At 66.5% G+C, this 23,931-nt stretch carries 18 protein-coding genes and 1 riboswitch; of the genes, 4 read left to right on the plus strand and 14 right to left on the minus strand.

Features of this window, described 5'->3' with window-relative positions:
* Positions 1–7 precede the first annotated feature (7 nt).
* From exbB to Q0P60_RS12325, 3 genes are read right to left on the minus strand one after another with little or no spacing between them, the layout of a single operon-like run.
* Positions 8–736, minus strand: coding sequence for a tonB-system energizer ExbB (gene exbB / locus Q0P60_RS12315; protein WP_294993518.1), 729 nt, complete (start codon positions 734–736; stop codon positions 8–10).
* Positions 723–1,190 (minus strand): YbaN family protein, encoded by a 468-nt coding sequence (locus tag Q0P60_RS12320; protein ID WP_294993520.1) that lies wholly within the window; start codon positions 1,188–1,190, stop codon positions 723–725. Before Q0P60_RS12320 ends, exbB begins: the two co-directional genes overlap by 14 nt.
* 31 nt (positions 1,191–1,221) lie before the next feature.
* Complete coding sequence (locus Q0P60_RS12325) at positions 1,222–1,809, minus strand: biliverdin-producing heme oxygenase (RefSeq protein ID WP_294993522.1); 588 nt, start codon at positions 1,807–1,809, stop codon at positions 1,222–1,224.
* 108 nt (positions 1,810–1,917) lie between these two features.
* Between Q0P60_RS12325 and Q0P60_RS12330 the strand changes: the two genes are divergently transcribed.
* Positions 1,918–2,175 carry a DUF2789 domain-containing protein gene (locus Q0P60_RS12330; protein ID WP_010483993.1) on the plus strand — a complete coding sequence of 86 codons (258 nt, stop codon included), beginning with the start codon at positions 1,918–1,920 and terminating at the stop codon, positions 2,173–2,175.
* A gap of 282 nt (positions 2,176–2,457) precedes the next feature.
* Here the strand turns inward: Q0P60_RS12330 and Q0P60_RS12335 are convergent, their stop codons facing one another.
* The 4 genes from Q0P60_RS12335 to Q0P60_RS12350 all read right to left on the minus strand — a co-directional run bounded on the left by Q0P60_RS12335 (position 2,458) and on the right by Q0P60_RS12350 (position 7,699).
* Positions 2,458–5,376, minus strand: coding sequence for a TonB-dependent receptor (locus tag Q0P60_RS12335; RefSeq protein ID WP_294993525.1), 2,919 nt, complete (start codon positions 5,374–5,376; stop codon positions 2,458–2,460).
* Between the two features lie 236 nt (positions 5,377–5,612).
* Complete coding sequence (locus Q0P60_RS12340) at positions 5,613–6,548, minus strand: FecR domain-containing protein (protein ID WP_294993527.1); 936 nt, start codon at positions 6,546–6,548, stop codon at positions 5,613–5,615.
* 104 nt (positions 6,549–6,652) lie between these two features.
* On the minus strand, positions 6,653–7,153 hold the full coding sequence (locus tag Q0P60_RS12345; RefSeq protein ID WP_294993529.1) for an RNA polymerase sigma factor: 501 nt from the start codon (positions 7,151–7,153) through the stop codon (positions 6,653–6,655).
* A 72-nt stretch (positions 7,154–7,225) separates the two neighbouring features.
* On the minus strand, positions 7,226–7,699 hold the full coding sequence (locus tag Q0P60_RS12350; protein ID WP_294993532.1) for a hypothetical protein: 474 nt from the start codon (positions 7,697–7,699) through the stop codon (positions 7,226–7,228).
* A 185-nt stretch (positions 7,700–7,884) separates the two neighbouring features.
* Here Q0P60_RS12350 and ppa point away from each other — a divergent pair, with 185 nt between their 5' ends.
* Together ppa and Q0P60_RS12360 are read left to right on the plus strand one after the other, a co-directional pair.
* Positions 7,885–8,421 (plus strand): inorganic diphosphatase, encoded by a 537-nt coding sequence (ppa, locus tag Q0P60_RS12355; protein WP_005410935.1) that lies wholly within the window; start codon positions 7,885–7,887, stop codon positions 8,419–8,421.
* Positions 8,422–8,572: 151 nt separating this feature from the next.
* The gene (locus Q0P60_RS12360) at positions 8,573–9,694 is read left to right on the plus strand and encodes an HDOD domain-containing protein (RefSeq protein ID WP_294993536.1); all 1,122 of its coding nucleotides are present in this window, start codon (positions 8,573–8,575) and stop codon (positions 9,692–9,694) included.
* A gap of 57 nt (positions 9,695–9,751) precedes the next feature.
* On the opposite strand, the gene Q0P60_RS12365 is transcribed toward Q0P60_RS12360, so the two are convergent.
* The 6 genes from Q0P60_RS12365 to thiC form a co-directional block, all read right to left on the minus strand.
* Positions 9,752–9,958, minus strand: a complete 207-nt coding sequence (locus Q0P60_RS12365) for a hypothetical protein (RefSeq protein ID WP_294993539.1) — start codon at positions 9,956–9,958, stop codon at positions 9,752–9,754.
* A 180-nt stretch (positions 9,959–10,138) separates the two neighbouring features.
* Positions 10,139–13,102: a TonB-dependent receptor gene (locus Q0P60_RS12370; RefSeq protein WP_294993542.1), complete on the minus strand. Its 2,964-nt coding sequence runs from the start codon at positions 13,100–13,102 to the stop codon at positions 10,139–10,141.
* A gap of 49 nt (positions 13,103–13,151) precedes the next feature.
* Positions 13,152–14,051, minus strand: coding sequence for a helix-turn-helix transcriptional regulator (locus tag Q0P60_RS12375; protein ID WP_294993545.1), 900 nt, complete (start codon positions 14,049–14,051; stop codon positions 13,152–13,154).
* A gap of 144 nt (positions 14,052–14,195) precedes the next feature.
* On the minus strand, positions 14,196–16,496 hold the full coding sequence (locus Q0P60_RS12380; protein ID WP_294993548.1) for a winged helix-turn-helix domain-containing protein: 2,301 nt from the start codon (positions 16,494–16,496) through the stop codon (positions 14,196–14,198).
* A 269-nt stretch (positions 16,497–16,765) separates the two neighbouring features.
* Positions 16,766–17,437, minus strand: a complete 672-nt coding sequence (locus tag Q0P60_RS12385) for an ion channel (RefSeq protein ID WP_294993553.1) — start codon at positions 17,435–17,437, stop codon at positions 16,766–16,768.
* 93 nt (positions 17,438–17,530) lie between these two features.
* A complete protein-coding gene (thiC, locus tag Q0P60_RS12390; protein ID WP_294993556.1) occupies positions 17,531–19,375 on the minus strand; it encodes a phosphomethylpyrimidine synthase ThiC in 1,845 nt (614 codons plus the stop codon).
* A gap of 82 nt (positions 19,376–19,457) precedes the next feature.
* A riboswitch (TPP riboswitch) is annotated at positions 19,458–19,559 on the minus strand.
* 311 nt (positions 19,560–19,870) lie between these two features.
* Between thiC and Q0P60_RS12395 the strand changes: the two genes are divergently transcribed.
* Complete coding sequence (locus Q0P60_RS12395; protein ID WP_294993559.1) at positions 19,871–21,448, plus strand: BCCT family transporter; 1,578 nt, start codon at positions 19,871–19,873, stop codon at positions 21,446–21,448.
* A gap of 394 nt (positions 21,449–21,842) precedes the next feature.
* Here Q0P60_RS12395 and ggt read toward each other — a convergent pair whose 3' ends face one another.
* A complete protein-coding gene (gene ggt / locus Q0P60_RS12400) occupies positions 21,843–23,561 on the minus strand; it encodes a gamma-glutamyltransferase (protein ID WP_294993562.1) in 1,719 nt (572 codons plus the stop codon).
* Positions 23,562–23,931: the final 370 nt, after the last annotated feature.

Raw genomic sequence — 23,931 nt, forward strand, 5'->3', positions numbered from 1 at the left:
TCGCCGCTCAGTGAACCGCGCGCAGCGGCGTCGCTGCAGTGCGCGGAACGACGCGGTCGAGATCGCGCGAGACCAGCTGCTGCACGGCCGCCGACAGATCCCCCAGCAGACTGCGCAGGCTCGCCAACACACGGCTGAAGTGGTTGTAGACCAGCACCGCCGGAATCGCCGCAACCAGGCCAAGTGCAGTCGCCAGCAAGGCCTCGGCGATGCCGGGGGCGACCACGGCCAGGTTGGTGGTGTTGCTGTGGGCGATGCCGATGAAACTGTTCATGATGCCCCACACCGTGCCGAACAGGCCCACGAACGGCGCCACGGCGCCGATGCTGGCCAGTACGCCGATACCGCGCCGCTGCACGCGTGCGCTCTCCAGCTCGATGCGATCCAGCCGCGAGGCGACGCGTTCCTTGATGCCGTCGCGGCTGTCCAGGTCCTGCGACAGGCGCAGTTCGGTGCGCGCCGCATCCAGCATGGCCTGCGCAATGCCCTGCTGCAGGCTGCCCTCAACGCCGCCGTCGGGCAGGCTCGGAGCCTGCAGCAGCACGGCGCGTGCCGCCCGCAGCTGCCGCGCCTGGCGGGCCAGTTCCCAGCCCTTGGCCAGCAGTACGGTCCAGGTGGCCAACGATGCCAGTGCCAGCGCGATCATCACCGCCTTCACCACCACGTCGGCGGCCAGGTACATGCCCCACGGGGTCAGTGCGGGGGCGGCCACGGGGGCCAGGTCAGCAGGCAGCATCGTCTCGGTTTCCATCAGTTTCAGGGGACGCCGCGCGGCGGCGCGCGGCGCGTGGATCTTGGGCGTCGTCCACTTCCACCAGCGGCGTGGGCTCCAGGCGCGGGGCCGGACGACTGAGCACATAGCCCGCACTGACCGCGAAGAACAGGCCCACGCCCAGCAGCAGGCGCCACGACGGATGCGCGCCCCAGCAGAACAGGGCGAAGCCCACTGCCATGCCAGCGCTGGCGAACGCCTTGCCCTTGCGCGAGACCGCGCCCTGCTCGCGCCACAGCCGCAGCGACGGGCCGTAGCGCGGGTGCGCCAGCAGGCGCTGCTCGAACTTCGGCGAACTGCGCGCGAAGCAGCCCACCGCCAGGATCAGGAAGATGGTGGTCGGCATCACCGGCAGCAGCGCACCAATCACCCCGAGGCCGACCATCAGCCAGCCCAGTGCGAACCAGAGCCAGCGCATCAGCGTTGCGCCTGCGGGCGGAGCCCGTGCATCAGGCGAATTCCACTTCGACGTGGCCGTGCACGCTGCGGAACGCGGCGTCGGCGGCATCGATCACCTGCTGCTCCTGCTCGGCACTCAGCGCGACCGCGTCCAGCGCCGCGGTGAATTCCCGCCAGTGGCGCGCCGCACCGTCCGGATGCGCGGCAAGGTGGCGGGCACCGAAATCACGGTCCAGGCCGAGCTTGGCGGCCATCTTGTACAGCACGGTGCCGCCCAGGTTGGAGCCTTCGGCGACGTACAGCCAGCCCAGCGCGGCCGGCAGCGCGAGGTCGGACGGCAACGGGGTGATGTCCGTACCCGGCAGGGTCTGTTCCAGGTCCTGCAGGTCACGCGCGACCTGCTTGAGGCGGCGGCGCTCGCCCAGATCCGGCAGCAGTGCGTCCAGCGCCGGATTGGCATACAGCGCGTCGATGCTGCGATGGAAGCGGTACTGCACGCGCAGGAAGCGGGCGAAGTTGCTGCGGTCGGCGAAGATGTCGCCGGCCATGATGCGCTTGTCCAACGCGCCGTGGCTGTCGCGGGTGGCGGCCTTGAGGCGCAGGCTGCGGCTGTCTTCAGGGGCGATGTGTGCGTTCATGGGGGGAATGCCAAGGAGGTCGTCCTGCTGTAGACGTTCGCCACGGGGCTTTCCCCAAGGCCATGTGCACCGATAATGGGGCATCCCCACTTCCAGCAGGAACCGTTGATGATCACCACCGAACCGCGCATGACCAACCTGTTCCTGCAGCTGGGCCTGGACGCCAGCGCCGAGGGCATCGCCCGCTTCATCCGTGAACACCAGCTGGCCACTGACGTGGAGGTGGTGGAGGCGCCGTACTGGAACGACGCCCAGCGCCAGTTCCTGTCCGAGTCGCTGCAGGCCGATGCAGCATGGAGCACCGTGGTCGACGAGCTGAACGAGTCGCTGCACGAAGATGCAGTGAAGGCGGCCACCGGGTTGTAAGAGCGTGCCGCCAGGCCAGGCGTGGATGGCAGGCCTGATCGGGTCGGAGCCCTTCCCGATGGGAAGGGATCCGACCCCGCCGCAGCCCCGCCAGCCGTAGATCCACGCCATGCGTGGATGGCAGGCCTGATCGGGTCAGAGCCCTTCCCGATGGGAAGGGATCCGACCCCGCCGCAGCCCCGCCAGCCGTAGATCCACGCCAGGCGTGGATGGCAGGCCTGATCGGGTCAGCGCCCTTGCCGATGGAAAGGGATCCGACCCCGCCGCCATGCGCCGCTCCGATCAATACCGCCAGGTCAGCGCCAGGCGCGCGGTGCGGCCCGGTGCCGGCATCACGCCCAGCGCCAGCGGATCCAGGTAGTAGCGGTCGGTCAGGTTGTCCACGCCCGCTTCCACCGACAGCTGGTCATTGAAGCTCCAGCTGGCGAACAGGTCGACCAGGGTGTTCGGCCGGTACAGCTGCTGGATCGCCGACAGGCCGACGTTCCAGTCCTTGTCCAGCTTGCTGATCGGGCCGGCGTTGTGGACCACGCGGGTGCCGAAGGTCAGGCGCTCGTCGAACAGGCGCGAGCCCAGGGTCAGGTTCACCATGTAGCGCGGCGGATTCTGCGTATTGGTGTAGGACCCCTCGAAGCCACCATCCACGCAGTCCGGCGTGTTGGCCAGCTCGTTGTTCCTGCGCTGCGCACCGTAGGCGCGACGCTCCGCAGCAATGTCCGGCGCGCAGGTCTTGGCCTTGAAGTAGTAGTGCGCGGACAGATCGGCAAACACCTTGCCGCTGTCATAGCTGGACTGGAACTCCATGCCCGACACCTTGAAGCGGTCGACGTTGCGGATCAGGCCCGCTGACAACGTGCGGTAGTCACGGGTGATCAGGTCGTCGATGCGGGTATCGAAGTAGGCCAGTTTCAGCGCCAGGCGATCGCCGGCGGTGAACAGGTCATGGTGGATGGTGCTGACGCCGATTTCCCAGCTGCGTGCGCGTTCCGGCTTCAGCTCACCCACCGGCTTGGCGGCGGTGAACAGGCCCAGCGTGGTCTCGAACAGGCTCGGCAGCTTGGTGCCCTCCGCATACTTCACGTAGACCATGGTGTCTTCGCTGAAACGGTAGGCGACACTGGCGGTCGGCGAGAACGCGGTGTCGCGGCGGCGGATCGGCTGCGACCAGGTCCAGCTGACCGGCACTTCCAGATCCTGCGCCTTGCCGGCGTCATAGAAGTTCCAGCCTGCGATGTCCGCCACCGTACCCTTCTTGTACGGCGAGGCCAGCAGCGAGGCCTGGGTGAAATTGCCGTTGGCGTCCGGATACCAGTTCAGGAGCGCGATGCGCTTGGCGCGCCACGACGGCAGCGCCGGATTGCCGTTGAGCAGCTCGGTATAACGGTACTGGCCCTGCACCTCGTAGCCGTCGGGCGTGGCCAGGCGATTGCGGTCATGCACATCCACCCGGTTCCAGCGGCCACCGGCCAACAGCTCCCAATGCTCGTCGGGCTGCCATTTCAGCGAGGCCACGGCGCTGTATTCCTTGCGCTCGGCATTGCGCAGGAAGCGGTTGTTGACCAGGTCATCGTGCATCACCGGGCCCGAGCTGCCCGGTGCGATGTCTTCGTCGCTGTAGGACAGGCCGTAGTCGAGGGTGAATGCACCGGCCGCGGTGTCAAACTTCGAGGTGTTGCTGGCATCCAGGCCAAAGCGCTTCTGCCGCAGCGGATTACGGTAGGCGTCCTTGTAGCCGGGGTCGCCACTGAAGCTGGGCGCGTCGTACCACTCGGTGCGGCGGTCGAAGTACCAGGGGGTAATGCCGGTCAGGCTGTTGTACATCACGCTGTCGGTGTCGGTGTATGCAGCGTTGATGCGCAGGTCGACCAGCTCGCTGTCCGGGTTGAAGCGGTAGCGCAGGGTATAGCTGTCCATGTCGACATGGCCCGGGTCCCACTGCGGGATACGGTCGCGGTCGACGCGGATGATCTGCGAAGCCATGATCTCGCCGGCCGTGCCTTCGTAGCGACGGTAGCCTGCCTCAAGCGTCTGCACGTCGTCGATGCGCCAGGTGCCCTTGAGCAGCGCCGACTTCGAGCGCGAGGAGGTGTTGAACACCTCGGTCCGCGGTGGATTCAGCGGCGCCAGCGTGCGCCGTGTCTGCGGGAAGTCGTCGTAGCCATGCCGACCGGAGAAATAGTTGCCGTTGTCGCGGTAGGCATAGGCGGCCACCAGGTCGAAGCGATCCCAATGCCCTGCCGCAGCGAGGTTGAAGAACTGGCTGCCGGTGGCGCTGCGATCGCTGCGCGGCACCGCGCTGTAGGCGGGCAGCGAGTTGGCGCTGGCGTTGGCCAGGCCACCCCGCACGCGCACGCCGAAATCGCGGCCTTCGCGCAGCACGTCGCCGATCTTCAGCGTTTCCATCTCGACCACGCCACCGATGCCTCCGGAGGCATTGGCCTGCAGGCTCGGGCCCTTGGTGATGATCAGGCTGGAGATCAGGTCCGGGTCCAGGTAGGTGCGCTGCGACTGCCCTGCATAACCACGGTAGGTGTCCATGCTGGACTGGCCACCATCGATGATCACCGGTACCCGGCCCTGGCCCTGGATGCCACGGATGTTGACGTCGAAACCGTTGCCCACGCGCGGATCACCGGCGGTGACACCCGCTACGCCCTTGACGATGTCGCCGTTGGAGGTGCCGCGGAAACGTTCCAGCTGGGTGCGGTTGAGCGTGGTGGTGGAGCCGACGCTGCGGTAGCTGTCGAGCAGGCGCGCCTCATCACTGTTCGCGCCGGCATCGACACGGTCGCCAGCCACGCTCAGCGTATCGGTGACGATCACGCCAGCGTCGGCCTGCACCGGCGGTGCTGCCTCCAGGGTCACGGCGTCGGCGCTGACCCGGCGCACCGCCAGGCCACTGCCCTGCAACAGGTGCTGCAGGGCTTCGTTGGCCGACAGGCTGCCGTTGACCGCACGCGAGGTCACGCCGTGGGCCAGGGTCGCCGGATACACGACCTGCACGCCGGACTGGCGCATGTAGCTGCGCAGCGCGTCGTCCAGCGGCTGCGCAGGAATGTCGAAGCGCTGCACGGCGGAATGGGCACTGCCGGCGTTCTGCGCCAGCACGGACGGCGCCGCGCTGGCGAGGCCGGCCGCCAGCAGGGCGATGCACAGGCGGGACGGGCGCAGCGTGCGGCCCGGGCGATGGGAGTCGAACATGGGGAAACCTGTCAGGTAATCGGTGCCGCAGGCGCGGCGTCATCCGCAACATGGGCGGACACGGCGACGTACGTGGCGGCGGCGGGTACGTTCGCGGGGTAAGACGAATGGGAACGTGGCAACCCCAAGAGGAATGTGCGGTCGCGGTGCGCGCCGATCGTCGGCCGGCATATGGCAGAGGTGGGTGCCGACCGTGGGTCGGCACACTGGGACGAGCATCCACGCATGGCGTGGATCTACTGGTGGACGATGGCAACACCCAGCGGCAGGCGGGTCACCTGCAATCCTGCCGTGGCGGCCAGCGCATCCAGCGCCTGTTCCGGCCGATCGATGCGCAATGCCGCACTCACCGCTGGCAGCCGCGACAGGTCACCACGCACGAACGTCGGGCCCGCGCGATAGCGGCCCACCCACTGCACGGCATCGGCGACGCTGGCCTGCTCCAGCAGCAGCTCGCCCTGCCGCCACGCGCCGACACTGTCTGCCGCTACATCCTCCAGCCGCGTCACCCCGCTGTGCCCGCCATAGACCGCGCGCTGGCCCACCTGCAGATAGGTCCAGCCACCATCGGCCGGGCTGGCCACGCGCACCCGGCCCTGCCCGACCTGGGTTTCCACCTGGTCTTCGCCACGCGCGACGGTGAACGCCGTGGAGATGTCCTCGACCACGCCATTGCCGGCACGCACGCTGAAACGCCGCTGCGCATCCGGACTGACCTGGAACCAGGCACGCCCGCGCAGCAGCTCGATCTGGCGCGCATGCGCATCGAAGCGCACCGCAATCGCACTGTCCGCATCCAGCACCGCACGGCTGCCGTCGGGCAGCTGCACGTCCTGCACGACGTGCGTGCTGCGATGATCGGCCTGCAGCCGCAGCCAGGCCTCTGGCCACACCACCAGCATGGCCAGTGCCGCGGCCATGGCCATGGCCCAGCGCAGCCGTCGCGGCCGGCGCGGCGCCGCAGGCCGGGCCTGCGGGCGCGGCCCGACACTGCGCCACAGCGTGCGCTCGTACTCGAAGGCTCGACGGTGGCCCGGCTGCTGCAGCCAGCGCTCGAACTCGTGCATGCGCGCATCGCTGAGCTCGCCCGAGGCCAGCCACGCGACCCAGCCCCGGGCCTGTTCGGCCAGGGCATCGTCATTGGCGGCGGGCAGCATGTTCGGCGGGCTCATCGGCTGGCGGACAGGCGCATTCAAGCGCGGGCGAAGGAACTAGACCGCATCCACGGTCCAGTGATCAAGACGTTTCAACGAGGCGCTGCCCCAAGGCGGGGCGATCATCGACCGCTGCGGGCCCACGCCAGGCGTTGCAGCGCGGTGCGCACATGGTTCTCGACCGTGGTCACCGACACGCCAAGGCGACGTGCGATCTCGGCCTGGGTCAGGCCCTGCAGGCGGTTGAGCCGGAAGATCGTGCGGGTTGGCTCCGGCAGATGCCCCGCTGCGTCCAGCACCCGCTGCAACTCGTCCTGTGCCATGGCCTGCTCCTCGGTCGAGATCACCTCGTCCGGCCCCCACAGGTAGTGGTCGGCCAGCAGGCGGTTGCGCCGGGTCGATTCGCGGCCGTGGTCGGTGGCCAGGTTCGCGGCCAACCGGTACAGATAGGCCCTCGGATTGTCGATGGACTGGCTGTCATCAACCCCGCGCGCCTTGAACCACACGGCCTGGATCACGTCTTCGGCTCCGTTGTCGCCGCCGAGGATGCGCTGCACCCGGCGCAGCAGCGCAGGCCGCTCGCGGATCAGCAGTTCGGTGAGGGAAGCGGCATTGGAGGGCATGCGCGGAACCGGGACGACAGACGGGAGGCGCCGCGCATGCTACTCCGTTAATGCGAATCAGTCACGTTCGCATCAGTGGATGCAGCCGACCAAGCCGTCGTAGACGCTCTGCGACGTCCCCGGCAGCGGGTCATGCAATGGATCGCGGGCCGCCAGCGCGGCGTGCAAGGCCTCCACCGGCGTTCCCGGCTGCAGCGGCAATCGGCACAGCCAGGTCGGCTGCCGGACCACGATCGCGCCGTCGGCCCGGGAAACCTGCAGATCACTGGCAGCGAAGGCCCACAGGCACTCGTGGACGGTGCCACGCGCCGCATCCACCGAACAACGAAGGCGCAGGGCGCGGATGTCGCTGTATTCGCCCTCGCAGAAGGTATCGCCGCAGATGGTGTCGAAGCCACGCTGCAGGCGCCCCTCCAGGGCAAAGAAGCGGTCCCAGTTGGCTTCCTGCTGCGGGTAGTCGATCAGATCCACGTAGGGGAAGGCCTGGACCGACGGCACGACCAGCAATGCACAGGACAGGCCGAATGACAGGGCGGATGCGTTCATGCGCAGACTCCTTGGGTAGGTGGTTCCAGCCTGCGCTCCAGCGCCGCCCGAACCCATCGGTCAACCCCGGCCGGCTGCGTGGGGCCCTGCCCCGCAATGGCGTCAGCGCCCTCCCCTGCACAGCGCCCGGCAAAGGCATAAAATGGGGGGCTATCCGTCTATATCCCCCCACCTGGAGCACGATCATGGGCCTGGAACTCGTCTCGCCCGGCAAGAACCCGCCGGAAGAAATCAACGTCATCATCGAGATCCCGAAGGACTCGGAGCCGGTGAAGTACGAAGTGGACAAGGAAACCGGCGCGATCTTCGTCGACCGCATCCTCTCCACCCCGATGCGCTACCCGTGCAACTACGGCTACGTGCCGAGCACCCTGTGCGGCGACGGCGATCCGGCCGACGTGCTGGTGGTGCTGCCGCTGCCGCTGGTGCCGGGCTCGGTGGTGCGCTGCCGTCCGGTCGGCGTGCTGAAGATGAGCGATGAGGCAGGCAGCGACGAGAAGATCCTGGCCGTGCCGGTCTCGAAGATCTTCAGTGGCTACGCCCACGTCGAAGACATTGCCCAGGTGTCGAGCCACTGGCTGGAGCGTATCGGCCACTTCTTCGAGCACTACAAGGACCTGGAGAAGGGCAAGTGGGTCAAGCTGGACGGTTGGGGCGGCGCCGCTGAGGCCAAGCAGATCCTGATCGAGGCGCACCAGCGCCATCTCGACAGCAAGGCCTGAGCCTGAACCGGATCGCTCCGGCATGCCCTGCCGGAGCGATGCGGGTCACGTTTCACGACGACGGCACATCACTCTTGCTGTCGTATTAGGTAAATTGCGTCACTTCACACGTCGTCGACATCCATCGTCGAGACAGCCAGGGGAATGTGTCGTGCGTATTCTGCTTGTAGGGGATGCAGCCAGCCTGCCGGCTGAGCTGACCGAATTCATTGCCGATCTTGGGGAAGACTGGCAGCCGTTGACCGCCACCGATGGCCAGACCGCGATGACCGCGGTCGCCACCCAGGGCGTGGATGCGGTGATCGTCTGCCCGCAGCTGCCGGACCTCAATGCCACCACGCTGCTGGGCCAGATCCGGACCTTGCGCCCGGAAACCATCCGTATCGCGCTGGTCGATGCCCAGCATGGCAACCGGCCGCCGCCGGCCCGCCTGATCGGTGTTGCGCATCGCTTCCTGCCGCTGCCACTGGCGCCGGAAGTGCTGCTGGAAGCACTGACCAGCCTGGAAGAGCTGCGCGAGGTGCTGGACAGCCCGCGCCTGCGCGACGCCATCGGCCGCATCGAGAAGCTGCCCTCGCCGCCCCACCTGTACCTGAGCCTGACCCAGGCGCTGGAGCATGACGACGACGCCGACAGCGCCGACGTGGCCAAGCTGGTGGCGGCCGATCCGGCCATCGCGGCCAAGGTGCTGCAGCTGTCGAACTCGGCGTTCTTCAGCCAGGGCCGCACCATCGCCGACCTGCGCACCGCCGTGACCCGGCTGGGGCTGGCCACGCTGCGCGACCTGGTGCTGGCCAGCGAAGTGTTCTCGGCGCCGACACTGTCGACCGCCGAACGCAATTCGCTGCAGCAGCGTGCGCTGCTCGCCTCACGCCTGGCCGCACGCCTGCTGCCCGAATCCAGTGCCGAACTCGGCGCGACGGCCGCGCTGCTGGCCGATATCGGCCTGCTGTTGCCCGGCGTGCGCAACGAGCGCAGCGAGCCGTCGCTGGCCGGCGACACCCGTCCAGGCCACGCCGAAGCCGGTGCCTACCTGCTCGGCCTGTGGGGCCTGCCGATGCCGATCATCGAGGCGGTGGCGTTCCACCTGCAGCCGCAGCGTGCGAATACCCGCAGCTTCTGGGTGACCGGTGCGGTGCACGTGGCGCTGGCACTGGTCAATGGCGACCCGGTGGATGAGGACTACCTGCAGCGTGCGGGCGTGCTCAACAAGCTGCCGCAGTGGCGTGAACACGCCAATGCGTTGATGGGCCTGGTACCCAGCGAGGCCTGACAGCCACCGCTGCGGCACACGATGAAGGCGCGTCCGCAGGGACGCGCCTTCGTTGCATCAGGGCTGCGCGCAGTGGTCGTACACGCAGCGCTCGAACAGGACCTGGCAATAGGCCGCATCTTCGCCGGCCTTGATGCAGTTGCTGCGCACTTCGGCACAGTAGCGGCCGTTGGCACAGACCAGCGGGCCGGCCGAAACGCTGCCGGCCAGGCTCAGAAGGGCAAGAACCGCAGCAGCGAACATCCGTGGCGTTGCTTTGTTCATTCCGCGCTCTCCATTGTCCGGGATGGACCCTTCGAACGTAGCAGCGGCTCAACCGCAGCAAACGTGAACTGCGTCGCCGAAACGCCGAATTCAGAATTTCCCGACCCTCGCGGCGGATAAACGCAAAAAGGGCGGGCCTTGCGGCCCGCCCTCCCTGTATTGCCTTCAGGCTTCGATGGATCAGAAGCGCTGGTTGTACTGGATGAACAGGAAGCGATCGTAATCCAGCATCGGGTCCAGCTGCACGGCGCTGGCGTTGGTCACCGCGTAGGTGATCGGCGGGGTCTTGCCGAACACGTTGCGGGCACCGACGGTCACGCTGCCGTTCCACGGAGCCTGCCAGGTGGCCGAGATGTCGTGATAGACAATCGCGCCCTTCTTGTTGGCACCCAGGCCGCCGCTCCAGCCACCGTTTTCGGTGTAGTAGTTCGGCTGGTTGCACTCCAGGCCATTTTCCTGGTCGTAGCAGAAGTCGCGGAAGCCGCCGTAGTAACGCATGGTCCAGGTGGCCGACAGGTCGCCCTTGGTCCAGGTGGTCGCCAGGGTGCCGCGGACACGCGGGTAGTTCCAGTAGCCTGCGTAGTCATCCCATGCAGCACCCTTGGTGGCCTGCTGACGGAAGCTGGTCAGGTAGTTGGTGTCCAGGTTGAACGACAGGGTACCGAAGCTGTATTCCGGCATGCGGTAGCGGACGCCGAAGTTGTAGCCTTCGGTTTCCAGCGAGCCCAGGTTGGCATTGCCGCGGCTCAGGCCGGTGACCTGCTGGCCGTTGGCAACGTCGCCACGGCTGTACTGGTCACAGAAGGCCTGCACGCCGTTCTGGTAGCACTGGTTCAGCACGTAGTTGGCCGACAGCGCGGTGATCACGTTGTCCACGGTGATCTTGTACCAGTCCAGCGAGACGTTCAGGCCGCTGACGAAGCTCGGGCTCCACACCAGGCCCGCGGTACGGGTCTTGCTGGTTTCCGGCTGCAGCTTGTCATTGCCCACGCCCGAGTTGAACGGGTTGTTGCCCTGGGTGTCACGGGCACTGATCGGACGACCGGCGGCATCGGTCTGACGGAAGTCGGACGCCAGGCCTTCAGCACCGCAACGGGCGGCAACGGCCGGGTTGCTGCGCTGGCCGAACACCGCATCACACGGATCGGTGAACTTGTCGAAGGTCTGCGAACCACCACCGAAGGTGTCGTCCAGGGTCGGGGCACGGAAGCCTTCGCCGTAGGTCGCACGCACCAGCAGGTCGTCGATCGGCTTCCAGGTCACGCTGAACTTGCTGTTGATGGTGTTGCCGAACTTGTCGTAATCCGAGTAACGGCTGGCGACGTCCAGCGACAGTTCCTTGGCACCCGGCAGGTCACGCAGCAGCGGGACCATCAGTTCCAGGTAGAACTCGTTGGTCTTGTACTTGCCTTCGGTCGGGCGGGCAGCCAGCTCGGTGGTGTAACCCGAGGAGGACAGCGCGTCCGGGTGGTCGTAGCCCGACACTTCGCGGTGCTCGTAGCCGGCAGCGAAGGCGAACTCACCCGCGTTGCCCGGCATGTCGAACAGCGAACCGGTGATATTGGCGAAGTACTGCTTGCTCTTGCTCTGGCCGGTCGAGTTCAGCAGGGTGTTGATGTACTTCAGCGCGTCCGGGGTGGCACCGGTGGCGCCGCCCAGCAGGTCGAACGGAACGCAGCTGCCCGGGCTGGTGCCCAGCGCGATCGGGTTGGCCGCGGTGCCGCACTGGGCAACGCCGTTGGCGTTGATGAACGACGGGCCGAGGGCGTTCTTCAGTGCCAGCAGGTTGATGTTGCCCGAGCTGGTCTGGGTCACATCGAACTGGTTGTAGTTGATGCCCACATCCCAGTCGAACGGACGGTTGTTGAAGTCGAAGTTGCCTTCCAGGGCCGCGTCGAAGTGCAGCGACTTGACGTTGTTCTGGGTGATGCGCGGCAGTTCGAAGATACGGCGGCCCCAGCCAGGGATGTCAACGCCGGCGCCCGGGTTGGCCCAGTTGCCCATCGGGTTGTAGAGGCTGTCCTTGCTGATCACAACCGGGAACTGCGGCTGCGAGGTACCGGTCAGCGGGTAGCCGGCGATCTGGCGCTTGGAGTCGCGCTCGGAGTACATCGCCGTCGACTTCAGACGCAGGTTGTCGTTGATGTCGTAGCTCACCGAGGTGAACATCGTCTTCGACTCAGCGCCCTGGTTCAGCATCATCTGCTGCGAGGCGTTGTAATAGTCGTCGAGGCCGATCTCGTGATAGTTGTTGAAGTTGTTCGACGCCTGGCCAACGCCGACCGGGGTGTCCCACGAACCGGTGTGGTTGATCACCCAGGTGTTCGGGACCCACTTGCCAGCCTTGTTGTAGGCGCCGGCACCGGCGGTGCCTTCGGCACGCGGATCGGTGAAGCGGCCCCACGGGCCGGCCGGGCTCAGGCCGTCTTCCTTATGGCCCTGGCCATAGGAGTACTGGGTCAGGCCACGATCCTTGGCCCACACCGGATCTTCCTTGATGTAGTTCGCACCGAACACGATCGAGGAACGCTCGCCGGTGGCACCCAGGGTCAGGCTGTACTGGGTCTTGGCACCGTCACCGTGGCTGTTCTGGCCGTAGTAGGCACTGGCCTCGGCGCCGTCGAAGTTCTTGCGCAGGATGATGTTGACCACGCCGGAGATGGCGTCGGAACCGTAGATCGCCGAGGCGCCGTCCTTCAGGACTTCAATGCGCTCGATCAGCGAGGTCGGGATGGTCGACATGTCGGTGAAGCCGGCCAGGCTGGTGCTCCAGCGCTTGCCGTTGACCAGCACCAGCGTGCGCTGCTCACCCAGGTTGTACAGGCTGACGTACTGGCCGCCCTGCTCCGGGTTGGACGCCAGCACGGCCGCCTTGCTGAAGGTCTGCGTGCCTGCCACGGACAGGTTCTGCAGCAGGTCGCCGACGCTGACCAGGCCCGAACGCTGAATGTCCTCATGGCTGACGGTGAGGACCGGCTGGGAGGTCTCCACATCCACCGAGCGGATGCGCGAACCGGTGACTTCCAGGCGATCAAGGGTGGTCGGGGCACTGGCTTCCTGTGCGGAAGCAAATGCCGGTGCCAGCGCCAGCGCGATGCCGGCGGGCAGCAGGCCCAGCCGCACGGCAGGGGTGCGAACGTTCATCAATCTCTCCAAGGTACGTGTTAGTAGCGTGTTAAAACGCCCCAGCACGTTACGATTGCGTTGCGATGCTGTATTTGCGCGACCCAACCGGAGACTTTGCAGATTGTGGCGGGAGCAAGCCGCCGTTTTCCCTGAACCGGGAAGCGGACTGGCCGTAGCGGGCGCGGAAGGCCCGCGCGAAGCTGCAGCAGTTGTCGAATCCGCTGGCTGCGGCCACTTCGCCCACCATCATGTCGGTGTCACGCAGCAGATCGGCGGCCCGTTCGAGGCGCAACCGTGCCGAAAGCGACTGCGGGCTCTCTTCGTAGAGACTCTGGAAGGTCTTGGAGAGGTACCAGCTGGAGAAGTTGGTCAGCTCGGCCAGTTCGCCGATGCGGACCACGCGGTGGCTGTTGCCTTCCAGGTAGAGGCGGGCCCGTTGCATGCGGCCGAACACCTGCCGCTTGCGGCTGCGCGAGCGGCCCGGGCAGCGCTGCACGTTGTCAGCCAGGTCACGCTGCAGGCCGGCAAGATGCAGCAGCAGGGGGCGCAGCGCCTGCGCCGGCAAGCCGCTGGCAAGGGCATCACGCCACAGGCGCAGGGCGACACGCGCGTCGCCTCGGCTCATCCGGCCACGACCGGCGTAAAGGCCGCAATCGGCCATCTCGGACAGCACCCGCATCGCCTCCGCATTCAGGCTCAGGCCGACACACAGCCCGTTGCGACCGGCCTGGACCAGTGGCCGCGACTCCTTCTCGAAGGCGATCCACTCGCCATGGCGCAGGCGGAACCGCCCCTCCTTGGCTTCCACCCAGGAACTGCCGCGAACCTGCAGCCAGACCGTGAAGCTGGTCCCTGCAGTCTGCAGGCTGCCCAGCCGGGCCACGCCCATGCAGGTCGGCGCGACATCGTCCAGCGCCTTGTCGAGGGAGACGGTTTGGCCACGATCGGCCAGCGAGAGTTGACGCATGGGGCACCACGGGTTTGCCTGATACAGGTTTCCGTTTTGCCCAATCAGGCGTGAAACCGTCAGGAAAAACCGCCGAGATCGCCACGAATTCGCGGCGAGAACTGCACGAAGAAATTACGAAGGAAAAATTTCCTTGGTTATCATTCACTTGAGAAAGGCAGGGAACAGCGCCGGCGTCGACCGCGGCAACTGCATGACGCCGATATCGGCCCCATCACTGACCGCCAGGGCGACGAACAGGTCACGGCCGTCAGCGCTGGCACTGATGCCGTTGCCGGCACTCAGGCGCTGCTTGTCCAGGCAGCGTTCGGGAGCTTCGGCCCCGGCCTGGATATGGACCAGGGTTGTTCCGCACTCGGACGAAGTGCCCAGGTAGCCGATGCCGCCGCTGCCGGCCACGGTCCAGGTGCGGTAGCGCCAACGGCTGGGCCGGTCTTCACTGACCTGCTGCACGCTGGCCGCGGACAGCGCCGCGTCCACCGACCACAATCCACCGGACGCCAGGCGGGTGAACAGCACCCGGCCCTGGCCCCGGTCGAAGCGCGCCTGGGAGACACCGTCGATGCTGGCGAGGCGGCGCCAGGGGGTCACGCTGCGATCGAACAGGCTCAATCGCGTGCGCTGTTCAGCATCGCGTTCCACCACCAGCAGCTGATCCGGGCTGGCACCGTACAGCGCCTGCAGCGGCTGATCGACCGGAACCGGCAAAGGCTGCAGGTGTTCGTCGCGCGGTGCGATTTCGTAGACCACGGTGCGGCCGTGCTCGTCGCGTCCCACCACCAGCAGCTGGCGGCTGTCGGCCGACCAGTCCGGCGCCTGCCGGCCTTCCGGGCGCAGGCCCTCGATCGGCCGCAGCGAGTCCGGCCGCTGCATGTCCGCCCACCACAACGCGAAGCTGCCGGACCGGTCGGAGGTGAAGACCAGCTGGCGACCGTCGGGCGCCGCCATCGGCTGCCCGTCACGTCCGCTGGAGGCAAACAGGCGCTCGGCGCTGCCACCTGCCATCGGCACCTTGAACACGCCGAACTGGGCACGGCGATGGACAAAGGCCAGCACATCGCCATGGCGTGACACCGCAGGCCACTGCGCATCATCGAGGCCGGCATCGCGCAGCGTGCGGCGCTCGACATCCAGGTAGTACAGCCGCACTTCGCTGTCGACGCGACGGCCGAACACGATGCTGCGACCATCCCCCAGCCAGGCCCAGCCGCGCTGCTCGGCCGACTCGTTGGTCAGCTGTTCCAGTTCGCCGCCATTGGCCGGCATGCGCCACAGATCTCCCATCTGCGGATTGCGTACGAACACCAGCCACTTGCCGTCGGGCGAATAGCGGGGCGCGTAATCGAAATCATCCTGGTCGACCGCGTACTCCAGCGCGCGCCACTGGCCACTGGCCAGATCGAGTACACGGATGCCCCGATGGGCATAGCGGCCCACCATGCTGCCGAAGACCAGGCCACGCCCATCCGGCGTCCAGTCGAAACTGAGCAGTTCGGTGCCGTCGCAGCGCGTGGCCTGGCGCACGCCACCGCCGGTCGCGCTGGCGATCAGCACCTGGCAGCCGCCATCGGCAGCGAAGCGGGCGAAGGCGATTTCGCGCCCGTCCGGCGACCAGCTCGGAAAACGGTCGCTGGCCCCCTTCGGCGGCAGCGCCAGCTGCCTGGCCGGCGCATTGCCGGAGGTCTGCACTTTGATCGCACCGCCGCCGCCGGCGTCCTCGTTGGCGCCTTCATAGGCGACCTGGGATCCGTCCGGCGAAAGTGTGGGGTATGTCTCAAAACCGCTGGTTGCGGTGATCAGCCGATAGGGCCGCTGCGGACTGCCGATCACGCGCACACCGTTCTCGACCGCCGCATCCACCGGCGAACTCGGCTCGGGCGTGCGGCGCAGCAGCAGCATCGCCATGACCACCAGTGCGACCAGCATCACCAGGCCGAGCACCCACAGCAGTTGGCGCCGCAGCTGGCGCCACCCCCGACGACCCGAGGGAGCTGCCAGCATCGGCGCCATGGGCACGCCGCCCGCCCCCGCCAGGGACGGGATCACGTCCGCCACTGCGACCGCTTCGGCCTCCAGCAACGGCTCGGGATCCTCCAGCACCTGCACCGGCACCAGCAGCCGGTAGCCGCTCTTGGCGATCGTCTCGATATAGGCCTGGCCATTGTCGTCGTCGTTGGCGAACGCCTTGCGCAGCTGGGTGACGGCCTGGGTCAGCACATCGTTGGTCGGCAGCGTATCGGGCCAGACCTCGGCGAACAGCTCCTCGCGGGTCACCACGCGCCCCGGCTGCCGCATCAGCACGCGCAGCACGCCCAGTGCCTTTGGCGTCAGCCGGCGCGGCCGACGCGCGCCTTCGACCTCGACCTCCCGGGAGGACAAGGTAATGACGCACTCACCGACCCGGACGCGGTCGGCCTCGATGGGCATGACTTCGCTGCTGTTCATTTTCCGCTATACAGTAGGGACGGGACCTGGGCAGGGTTCACCAGCAATACCGCCCCCACCGTCCCTGGACAGGGCCATCGAAAAGCCAGATTCCGCACAAAGCATCGGCGCATACCGCAAAAACAATAACGCCCCCGGATATTAGCCTAAGCCGGTTACCCCGCCTATGACGGGGTCGACACTCAGGCTCTCTCTCGCCGACGAATTCACATAATCTGCATCACCATTCGCGCCCTTTTGGGCGCGAAATTTTTATCTGGCGTTCATTTTCACATGCGTCGGAGCATGGTCAAACCGACCAGTCGCGACACGACAAGCGCGACATACATGACGCCGGCAAACTGCTCCAGCATTACCAGGGCCCGCGCCTGCGGGTGTAGTGGCACCACGTCGCTCAATCCAACTCCGGACAGCAAGCTGAAGCTCAGATAAAGCAGCTCCATCCAGCTTCGCTGCGGACCACCGCCGCTGCCCTGGAAACTGCCCGGATACCACTGCTGGCACACCGCGAAGGTAAACGCGAATGCCCAGGCCAGCAGCGTGAAGGTCGCCCCCGCCGCAAACAGCTCGTCGCGGGTCACCTTGTGGTCCTGCAGCATGTAGGCGATCAACGCCCCCGCCGTATAGAAATACAGCAGGCTCTCAAGCAACTGCGCCGTGGTCAGCAGCGCACTGCGGTCCAGCAGGGCGCCCGCCAGCGAGAACACCACCGAGGGAATCGCGAGCAGCAGCGCCAGCCAGCTGCCCAGTGGGCTGCGCTGGACCACCCACAGCGCCAGGCCAAGCACGGCCATGCCGAACATGCCCAGCGCCGCGCGGCCGGCAGCCGTGTCATCCAGCGCCGGATACAGCAGCACCGCCAGCAGTTGTGCCCCCAGCAGCCAGGCCGAGGGATGGCGGCGGGCAATCGCCAGCCAACGGGTGGTCAAGGCAACGGGCATGGCGTCCTTTCCCCGGAATGATGCGCAGAGCATAGCCGGGACCCGCGTGAGGAACGGCAGTGCCGGCCAGTGACCGGCACCACCCGTTGCACGTCACCCCTGGCGGTACACCTCGGCACCTGCGGCGCGGAACTCTTCCGCCTTCTCCTTCATCCCGGACTCGGCGTACTCACGCACGTCCTGGGTGATCTTCATCGAACAGAAGTGCGGGCCGCACATCGAGCAGAAATGGGCCAGCTTGTGCGCATCCTTGGGCAGGGTCTCGTCATGGAACTCCTTGGCCTTTTCCGGATCCAGGCCAAGATGGAACTGGTCCTCCCAGCGGAACTCGAAGCGCGCCTTGCTCAGTGCGTTGTCACGCACCTGCGCGCCCGGATGGCCCTTGGCCAGATCGGCCGCATGCGCCGCGATGCGGTAGGCCATGATGCCGTCGCGCACGTCCTGGCGGTTGGGCAGGCCGAGGTGTTCCTTCGGCGTCACGTAGCAGAGCATGGCGGTCCCGAACCAGCCGATCATCGCCGCACCGATCGCGCTGGTGATGTGGTCGTAGCCCGGCGCGATATCGGTGGTCAATGGTCCCAGCGTGTAGAACGGCGCCTCGCCGCACTCGCGCAGCTGCTTGTCCATGTTTTCCTTGATCAGCTGCATCGGCACGTGGCCGGGGCCCTCGATCATGGTCTGCACGTCATGCTTCCAGGCGATCCGGGTCAGCTCGCCCAGCGTTTCCAGCTCGCCGAACTGTGCCGCGTCGTTGGCATCGGCGATGCAGCCCGGGCGCAGGCCGTCGCCCAGCGAGAAGGTCACGTCGTAGGCCTTCATGATTTCGCAGATTTCTTCGAAATGCGTGTAGAGGAAGTTCTCCTTGTGGTGCGCCAGGCACCACTTGGCCATGATCGAGCCACCGCGGCTGACGATGCCGGTGACCCGCTTGGCGGTGAGCGGCACATAGCGCAGCAGCACGCCGGCATGGATGGTGAAGTAGTCCACGCCCTGCTCGGCCTGCTCGATCAGGGTGTCGCGGAAGATCTCCCAGGTCAGCGCCTCGGCGCGGCCGTCGACCTTCTCCAGCGCCTGGTAGATCGGCACGGTTCCGATTGCCACCGGCGAGTTGCGGATGATCCACTCGCGGGTCTCATGGATGTGCTTGCCGGTGGACAGGTCCATCACCGTGTCGCCGCCCCAGCGGATCGCCCACACCAGCTTTTCAACTTCCTCGGCAATGCCGGAGGACACGGCGCTGTTGCCGATGTTGGCGTTGATCTTGGTCAGGAAGTTGCGGCCGATGATCATCGGCTCGCTTTCCGGATGGTTGATGTTGTTGGGCAGCACCGCGCGGCCACGCGCGATCTCGTCGCGCACGAACTCCGGGGTGATGATCTTCTGGATCGAGGCACCAAATGCCTCGCCGGGGTGCTGCTGCAGCAGGCCGGCGTCGCGGATCGCCTCCAGCCGCTGGTTCTCGCGGATGGCAACGAACTCCATTTCCGGCGTGATGATGCCGCGGCGCGCGTAGTGCATCTGGGTGACATTGGCGCCGGCGCGTGCGCGCCGTGGCAGGCTGCGCGCCGGAAAGCGCACCGCATCCAGCTTCGGATCATGCTCGCGGTCGCGGCCGAACGACGAGCTGAGGCCATCGAGCTGCTCGGTATCGCCGCGTTCTTCCACCCAGCCGCGACGCAGTGCCGGCAGGCCGGCAGACAGATCGATCCGGGCCTGCGGATCGGTATACGGGCCCGAAGTGTCGTAGACCGTAACCGGTGCATTTTCCTCGCCACCGAACAAGGTGGGCGTGCGCGTCAGCGCGATCTCGCGCATCGGGACCAGCAGGTCCGGGCGCGAGCCGGGCACATGGATCTTGCGCGAACCGGGAATCGGCCGGGTCACGGATTCGGAGAGTTGCTGGGCCTGTTGCTGCAGGGCGGAGAGCTGTGCGTTCATCGGGCATCGTCCAGGGAGTTCAGGGACGAAGCGGCGGCGCACTGCCGCCGCGCACGGACGCTCCTTGGGCGCAGTCCGGGCATGGCAGCATTGCAAAGCTTCCCTACGCCGGTATGAGCCGGATCAGGTTCCAAGGGACTGTCTCAACCGTGGCCAGATGGCCGCGGTACCCCCGCTTCTTGGCGTGCATTAGAGCATAGAAAGCGCCCGGCCCCGGTGCCGTTCGTGCACGCCTGGGCCGAATGCAGTGGAACAGGGTCAGATCAGGGGTCAGATCCCTTTTCCTGTGGAAAGGGATCTGACCCCATCAAGGCGCGCATTAACAGAACCATGACATCGCGTTCAGTAACGTGCACGCGCATCGTGTCGTTACGACCGCTGCTCCTTTCGCCGCCGTCGCGGCGCCTGCTCTGCCCGGTCTGCACTGCATGCTGCCGGCCCTTCGCTGCAAGCTCTGCTCGCTCCCCTCAATCCCTTGATCGGAGAAGCTCCTTCATGGTGTTTCGCGTTTCCATCGCACTGGTTCTGCTGCTGGTGCTGCTCGCCGGTGTTGCACCGGGCCCCTTCAATGCCGTGGTGCAGAGCATCCTCGGCGAACTCATCCGCGGCATCGGCTGGCTCTACCTGCTGGTTGTGTTCCTGGCGCTGGTGTTCCTCATGTACCTGGCCTTCGGCCGCTTCGGCAACCTGCGCATCGGTGGCGAAGACGCCGAACCAGAGTTCTCGCGCGCCAGCTGGATGTCGATGCTGTTCGCCGCCGGCATGGGCATCGGCCTGGTCTTCTGGGGCGCCGCCGAGCCCATTTCGCACTTCAGCAAGCCACCGGAAGGGCTCGCGCCTGAAAGCATGGAGGCCGCGCGTGCCTCGATGCGCTACGCGTTCTTCCACTGGGGCCTGCATCCCTGGGCCATCTATGCGCTGATCGGGCTGGCAATGGCCTGGTTCCAGTTCAACCGCAATGGCCGGGGCCTGGTCAGCGACATGCTGCAGCCGATCATCGGCCGCCACCACCGTGGCTGGATCGGGCGCGTGGTCAACATCGCCGCCGTCGTCGCCACCGCGATCGGCGTCGCCACCACCCTGGGCTTCGGCACCATCCAGATCGCCGCCGGCATGCAGCGCGTGTTCGGCCTGCACGCGGGCGTCCCCCTGCAGCTGACCGTCATCGCGGTCGCGTTCGTGCTGTACATGGCGTCCACCCTCAGCGGTGTCGAGCGCGGCGTGAAGTGGCTGTCGAACTTCAACCTGGCGCTGGCAGCCCTGCTGCTGGCGCTGGTACTGGTGCTGGGCCCGACCGGCGCGATCTTCAACACCTTCACCACCACGCTGGGGTCCTACCTCAACCAGCTGGTAACGATGAGCCTGCGCATGTCGCCGTTCTCGTCCAGCACCTGGGTGGCCGACTGGACGATCTTCTACTGGGCCTGGTGGATTTCCTGGGCGCCGTTCGTTGGCTCGTTCATCGCACGCATCTCGCGCGGGCGCAGCGTGCGCGAGTTCGTCATCGGCGTGGTGCTGGCACCGACACTGCTGGGCTTCTTCTGGTTCTCGGTGTTCGGTGGCACCGCCATCTGGATGCAGGTGTTCGGCCAGGCCGACCTGCTGCAGGCGCTGGGCAATGGCTATGAGACGGTGCTGTTCACCCTGTTCGACAGCATGCCGCTGCCGTTGCTGCTGTCGTGCATCGCACTGGTTCTGCTGATGATCTTCTTCGTGACTTCGGCCGATTCGGCGGTACTGGTGCTGGCCAGCATGTCCACCGATGAGGCCGGTGATCCACCGCCCAAGCGCAAGCTGGCCTGGGGCGTGGGCGTGGCGCTGATCGCCGCCGCGCTGCTGCTGGCCGGTGGCCTGGATGCACTGCAGGGCGTCATCACCATCGCCGCGCTGCCGTTCGCGTTGCTCATGGTGCTGGTGATGGTGTCGCTGTACCGGGTACTGGACCAGGAGTACACCCGCGAGCGGCGGCAGGCGCAGCGCCAGCGGCACATGATCGATGCGTGGATCGCACGGGAGATGGCGGCGCAGGAGGAGACCCAGGCGGAGGCCGCACGCGCGCAGGATCAGGATTGAGGGTGTTTTGCAGCCTTGCGGCTGCAGCGCTTCTTTCAGGCAACGGCAACAGCAACGTCAAAGGCGGCTCTGGATTTCTGCGGGTCTGGCGGGGAGGGGACCGATGGCGGGACACGCCGCAAGTACGTCCCTGTAGGCTCGGCCACGGCATCCATGCCGTGGACGGTCCCGCCATCGGTCCCCTCCCCGCCTCCGACAATTTCCCGGTGACGGTGGGTTTTCCACGCCATGCGTGGATGAGATGCATCGGAAAACAGGAAGGGGTCGGATCCGTTTTCCTCTGGAAAACGGATCCGACCCCAACTCACAGCACGCGGCTGTTGCCTTTGCTCTTGCTCTTCTCTTTTCTTTTCCTGCGGTGACGGACACGGAAACTGTCCGTGGCCGGGAAACCTCAATATCCCGCCGCCTGCCCATCCTTGCGGCTCTCCGACGCTCCGTAATACACGCCCGTGTCCGGGTCGCGCATGATCGCCTGGTAGCCGCCGTACGGGCCGTCGGCGAACACGATGCGATGCCCCTTGCGCATCAGCGCGCGCACCGTCTCGTACGGGAAGCCGGTTTCAAGGTTCACCTCGCCGCCATCGGTCATCGCCACAGCCTGCCCGGTCGGTTCGGTGGAGCCTTCGTGCTGGATGCGCGGCGCGTCGCCGGCTTCCTGCAGGTTCATGCCGAAATCCACCAGGTTCATCACGATCTGCGCGTGGCCCTGCGGCTGCATCGCGCCGCCCATCACGCCGAAGCTGGCGTACGGCTTGCCACCCTTGGTGATGAACGCCGGGATGATGGTCTGGAATGGCCGCTTGCCGGGGGCGTAGCCGTTGGGATGGTTCTTCTGCAGCACGAACATCTCGCCGCGGTCCTGCAGGATGAAGCCCAGCCCCGGCGGGGCCATGCCGCTGCCCATGCCGCGGTAATTGGACTGGATCAGCGAAACCATCATGCCGTCGGCATCGGCCACGGTCATGTAGATCGTGTCGCCCTCCTCCAGCTGCTTCGGCGTGCCCGGCTGGACTTCCTTCAACGCCTTGTCCATCGAGATCAGCGCGCGGCGCTGGGCGGCGTACTGCTTGGAGATCAGCTTCTGCACCGGTGCCGGCTGGAATGCCATGTCGGCGTAGAAGCGGGCGCGGTCGGCGAAGGCCAGCTTCTTCGCCTCGACGAACAGGTGCACGTGCTCGGGCGAGCCGAACGGAATCTTCGAGAAATCGTAGCCTTCCAGCACGTTGAGGATCTGCAGTGCGGCAATGCCCTGGCTGTTCGGTGGCAGTTCCCACACGTCATAGCCGCGGTAGTTGCTGCTGACCGGCTCAACCCATTCGCCATGATGGTCGGCCATGTCCTGGTAACTCAGGTAGCCGCCATTGGCCTTGAAGTAGTCGCCGATGGTGTGCGCGATGTCACCCTTGTAGAAGGCATCGCGGCCACCGTCGGCGATCTTCTGCAGGGTGCTGGCCAGGTTCGGGTTCTTCCACATCTCGCCCTTGCGCGGCGCGTGGCCATTGATCGTGAACTGCTCCTTGAACCCCGGGTACTGCGACAGCTTCGGCACCGAGCGGTCCCAGTAATAGGCGATCACTTCGGCCACCGGGTGGCCCTCGCGGGCATAGCGGATGGCCGGTGCCAGGTTGTCGGCCATCGGCTTGCGGCCGAAGCGATCGTGCAGGGCGAACCAGCCATCGACCGCGCCGGGCACCGATACCGGCAGCGGGCCGGTCGCCGGGATGTCCTTCAGGCCGCGACGCTGGAACTCGGCAAGGGTGAGCGATTTCGGCGATCGGCCCGAACCGTTGTAGCCGTACAGCTTCTGCGTCTTCGGGTCCCAGACGATGGCGAACAGGTCGCCGCCGATGCCGTTGCCGGTCGGCTCCATCAGGCCAAGGGCGGCGTTGGCGGCGATCGCGGCATCCACCGCCGAGCCGCCCCCTTTCATCACGTCCAGCGCGATCTGGGTGGCCAGCGGCTGCGAAGTGGCCGCCATCGCGTGCGGGGCGATCACCTCCGAACGGGTGGCGAAAGTATGGCCGGTAATGCGATCGGCGGCGATGGACAGCGCGGGCACGGCAGCCAGCACGGCGGCGGCGAGCAGGGAACGGGCAAGGCGTCGGGACACGGTCGGGTTCCGATGGAAGGGTGGTCCTGCGATCTTCGCCGCTGCAGCCTTCACGCGGTATCGGGCAGAGGTCATGGCCGGCACCGGGCCAGCCGTTGCGGACACAGGGGCAGAACCTGCGGAATCCGCGCAAAAAACCCGTCGAAAGGAGTGAATTCGGGTTCACCGAATCACTTTCAGCGGCAACCATCCTTGTGCCACAGGCGATTGCGCTGGATGCAGCGGAAACCGATAAAAAATCTTCCGTGAGGGTTGACATCGCGGAAATGGCTGTGTTTCTCTCGATCACATGCTGCAACACAACACGCCACCGCGAACCCACTTCGAAGCCGCCGACATCGGCGCCGCCTCGCTGCGTTCGATTCTTGTG

This window comes from uncultured Stenotrophomonas sp. (genome assembly GCF_945952405.1).
Classification (GTDB): domain Bacteria; phylum Pseudomonadota; class Gammaproteobacteria; order Xanthomonadales; family Xanthomonadaceae; genus Stenotrophomonas.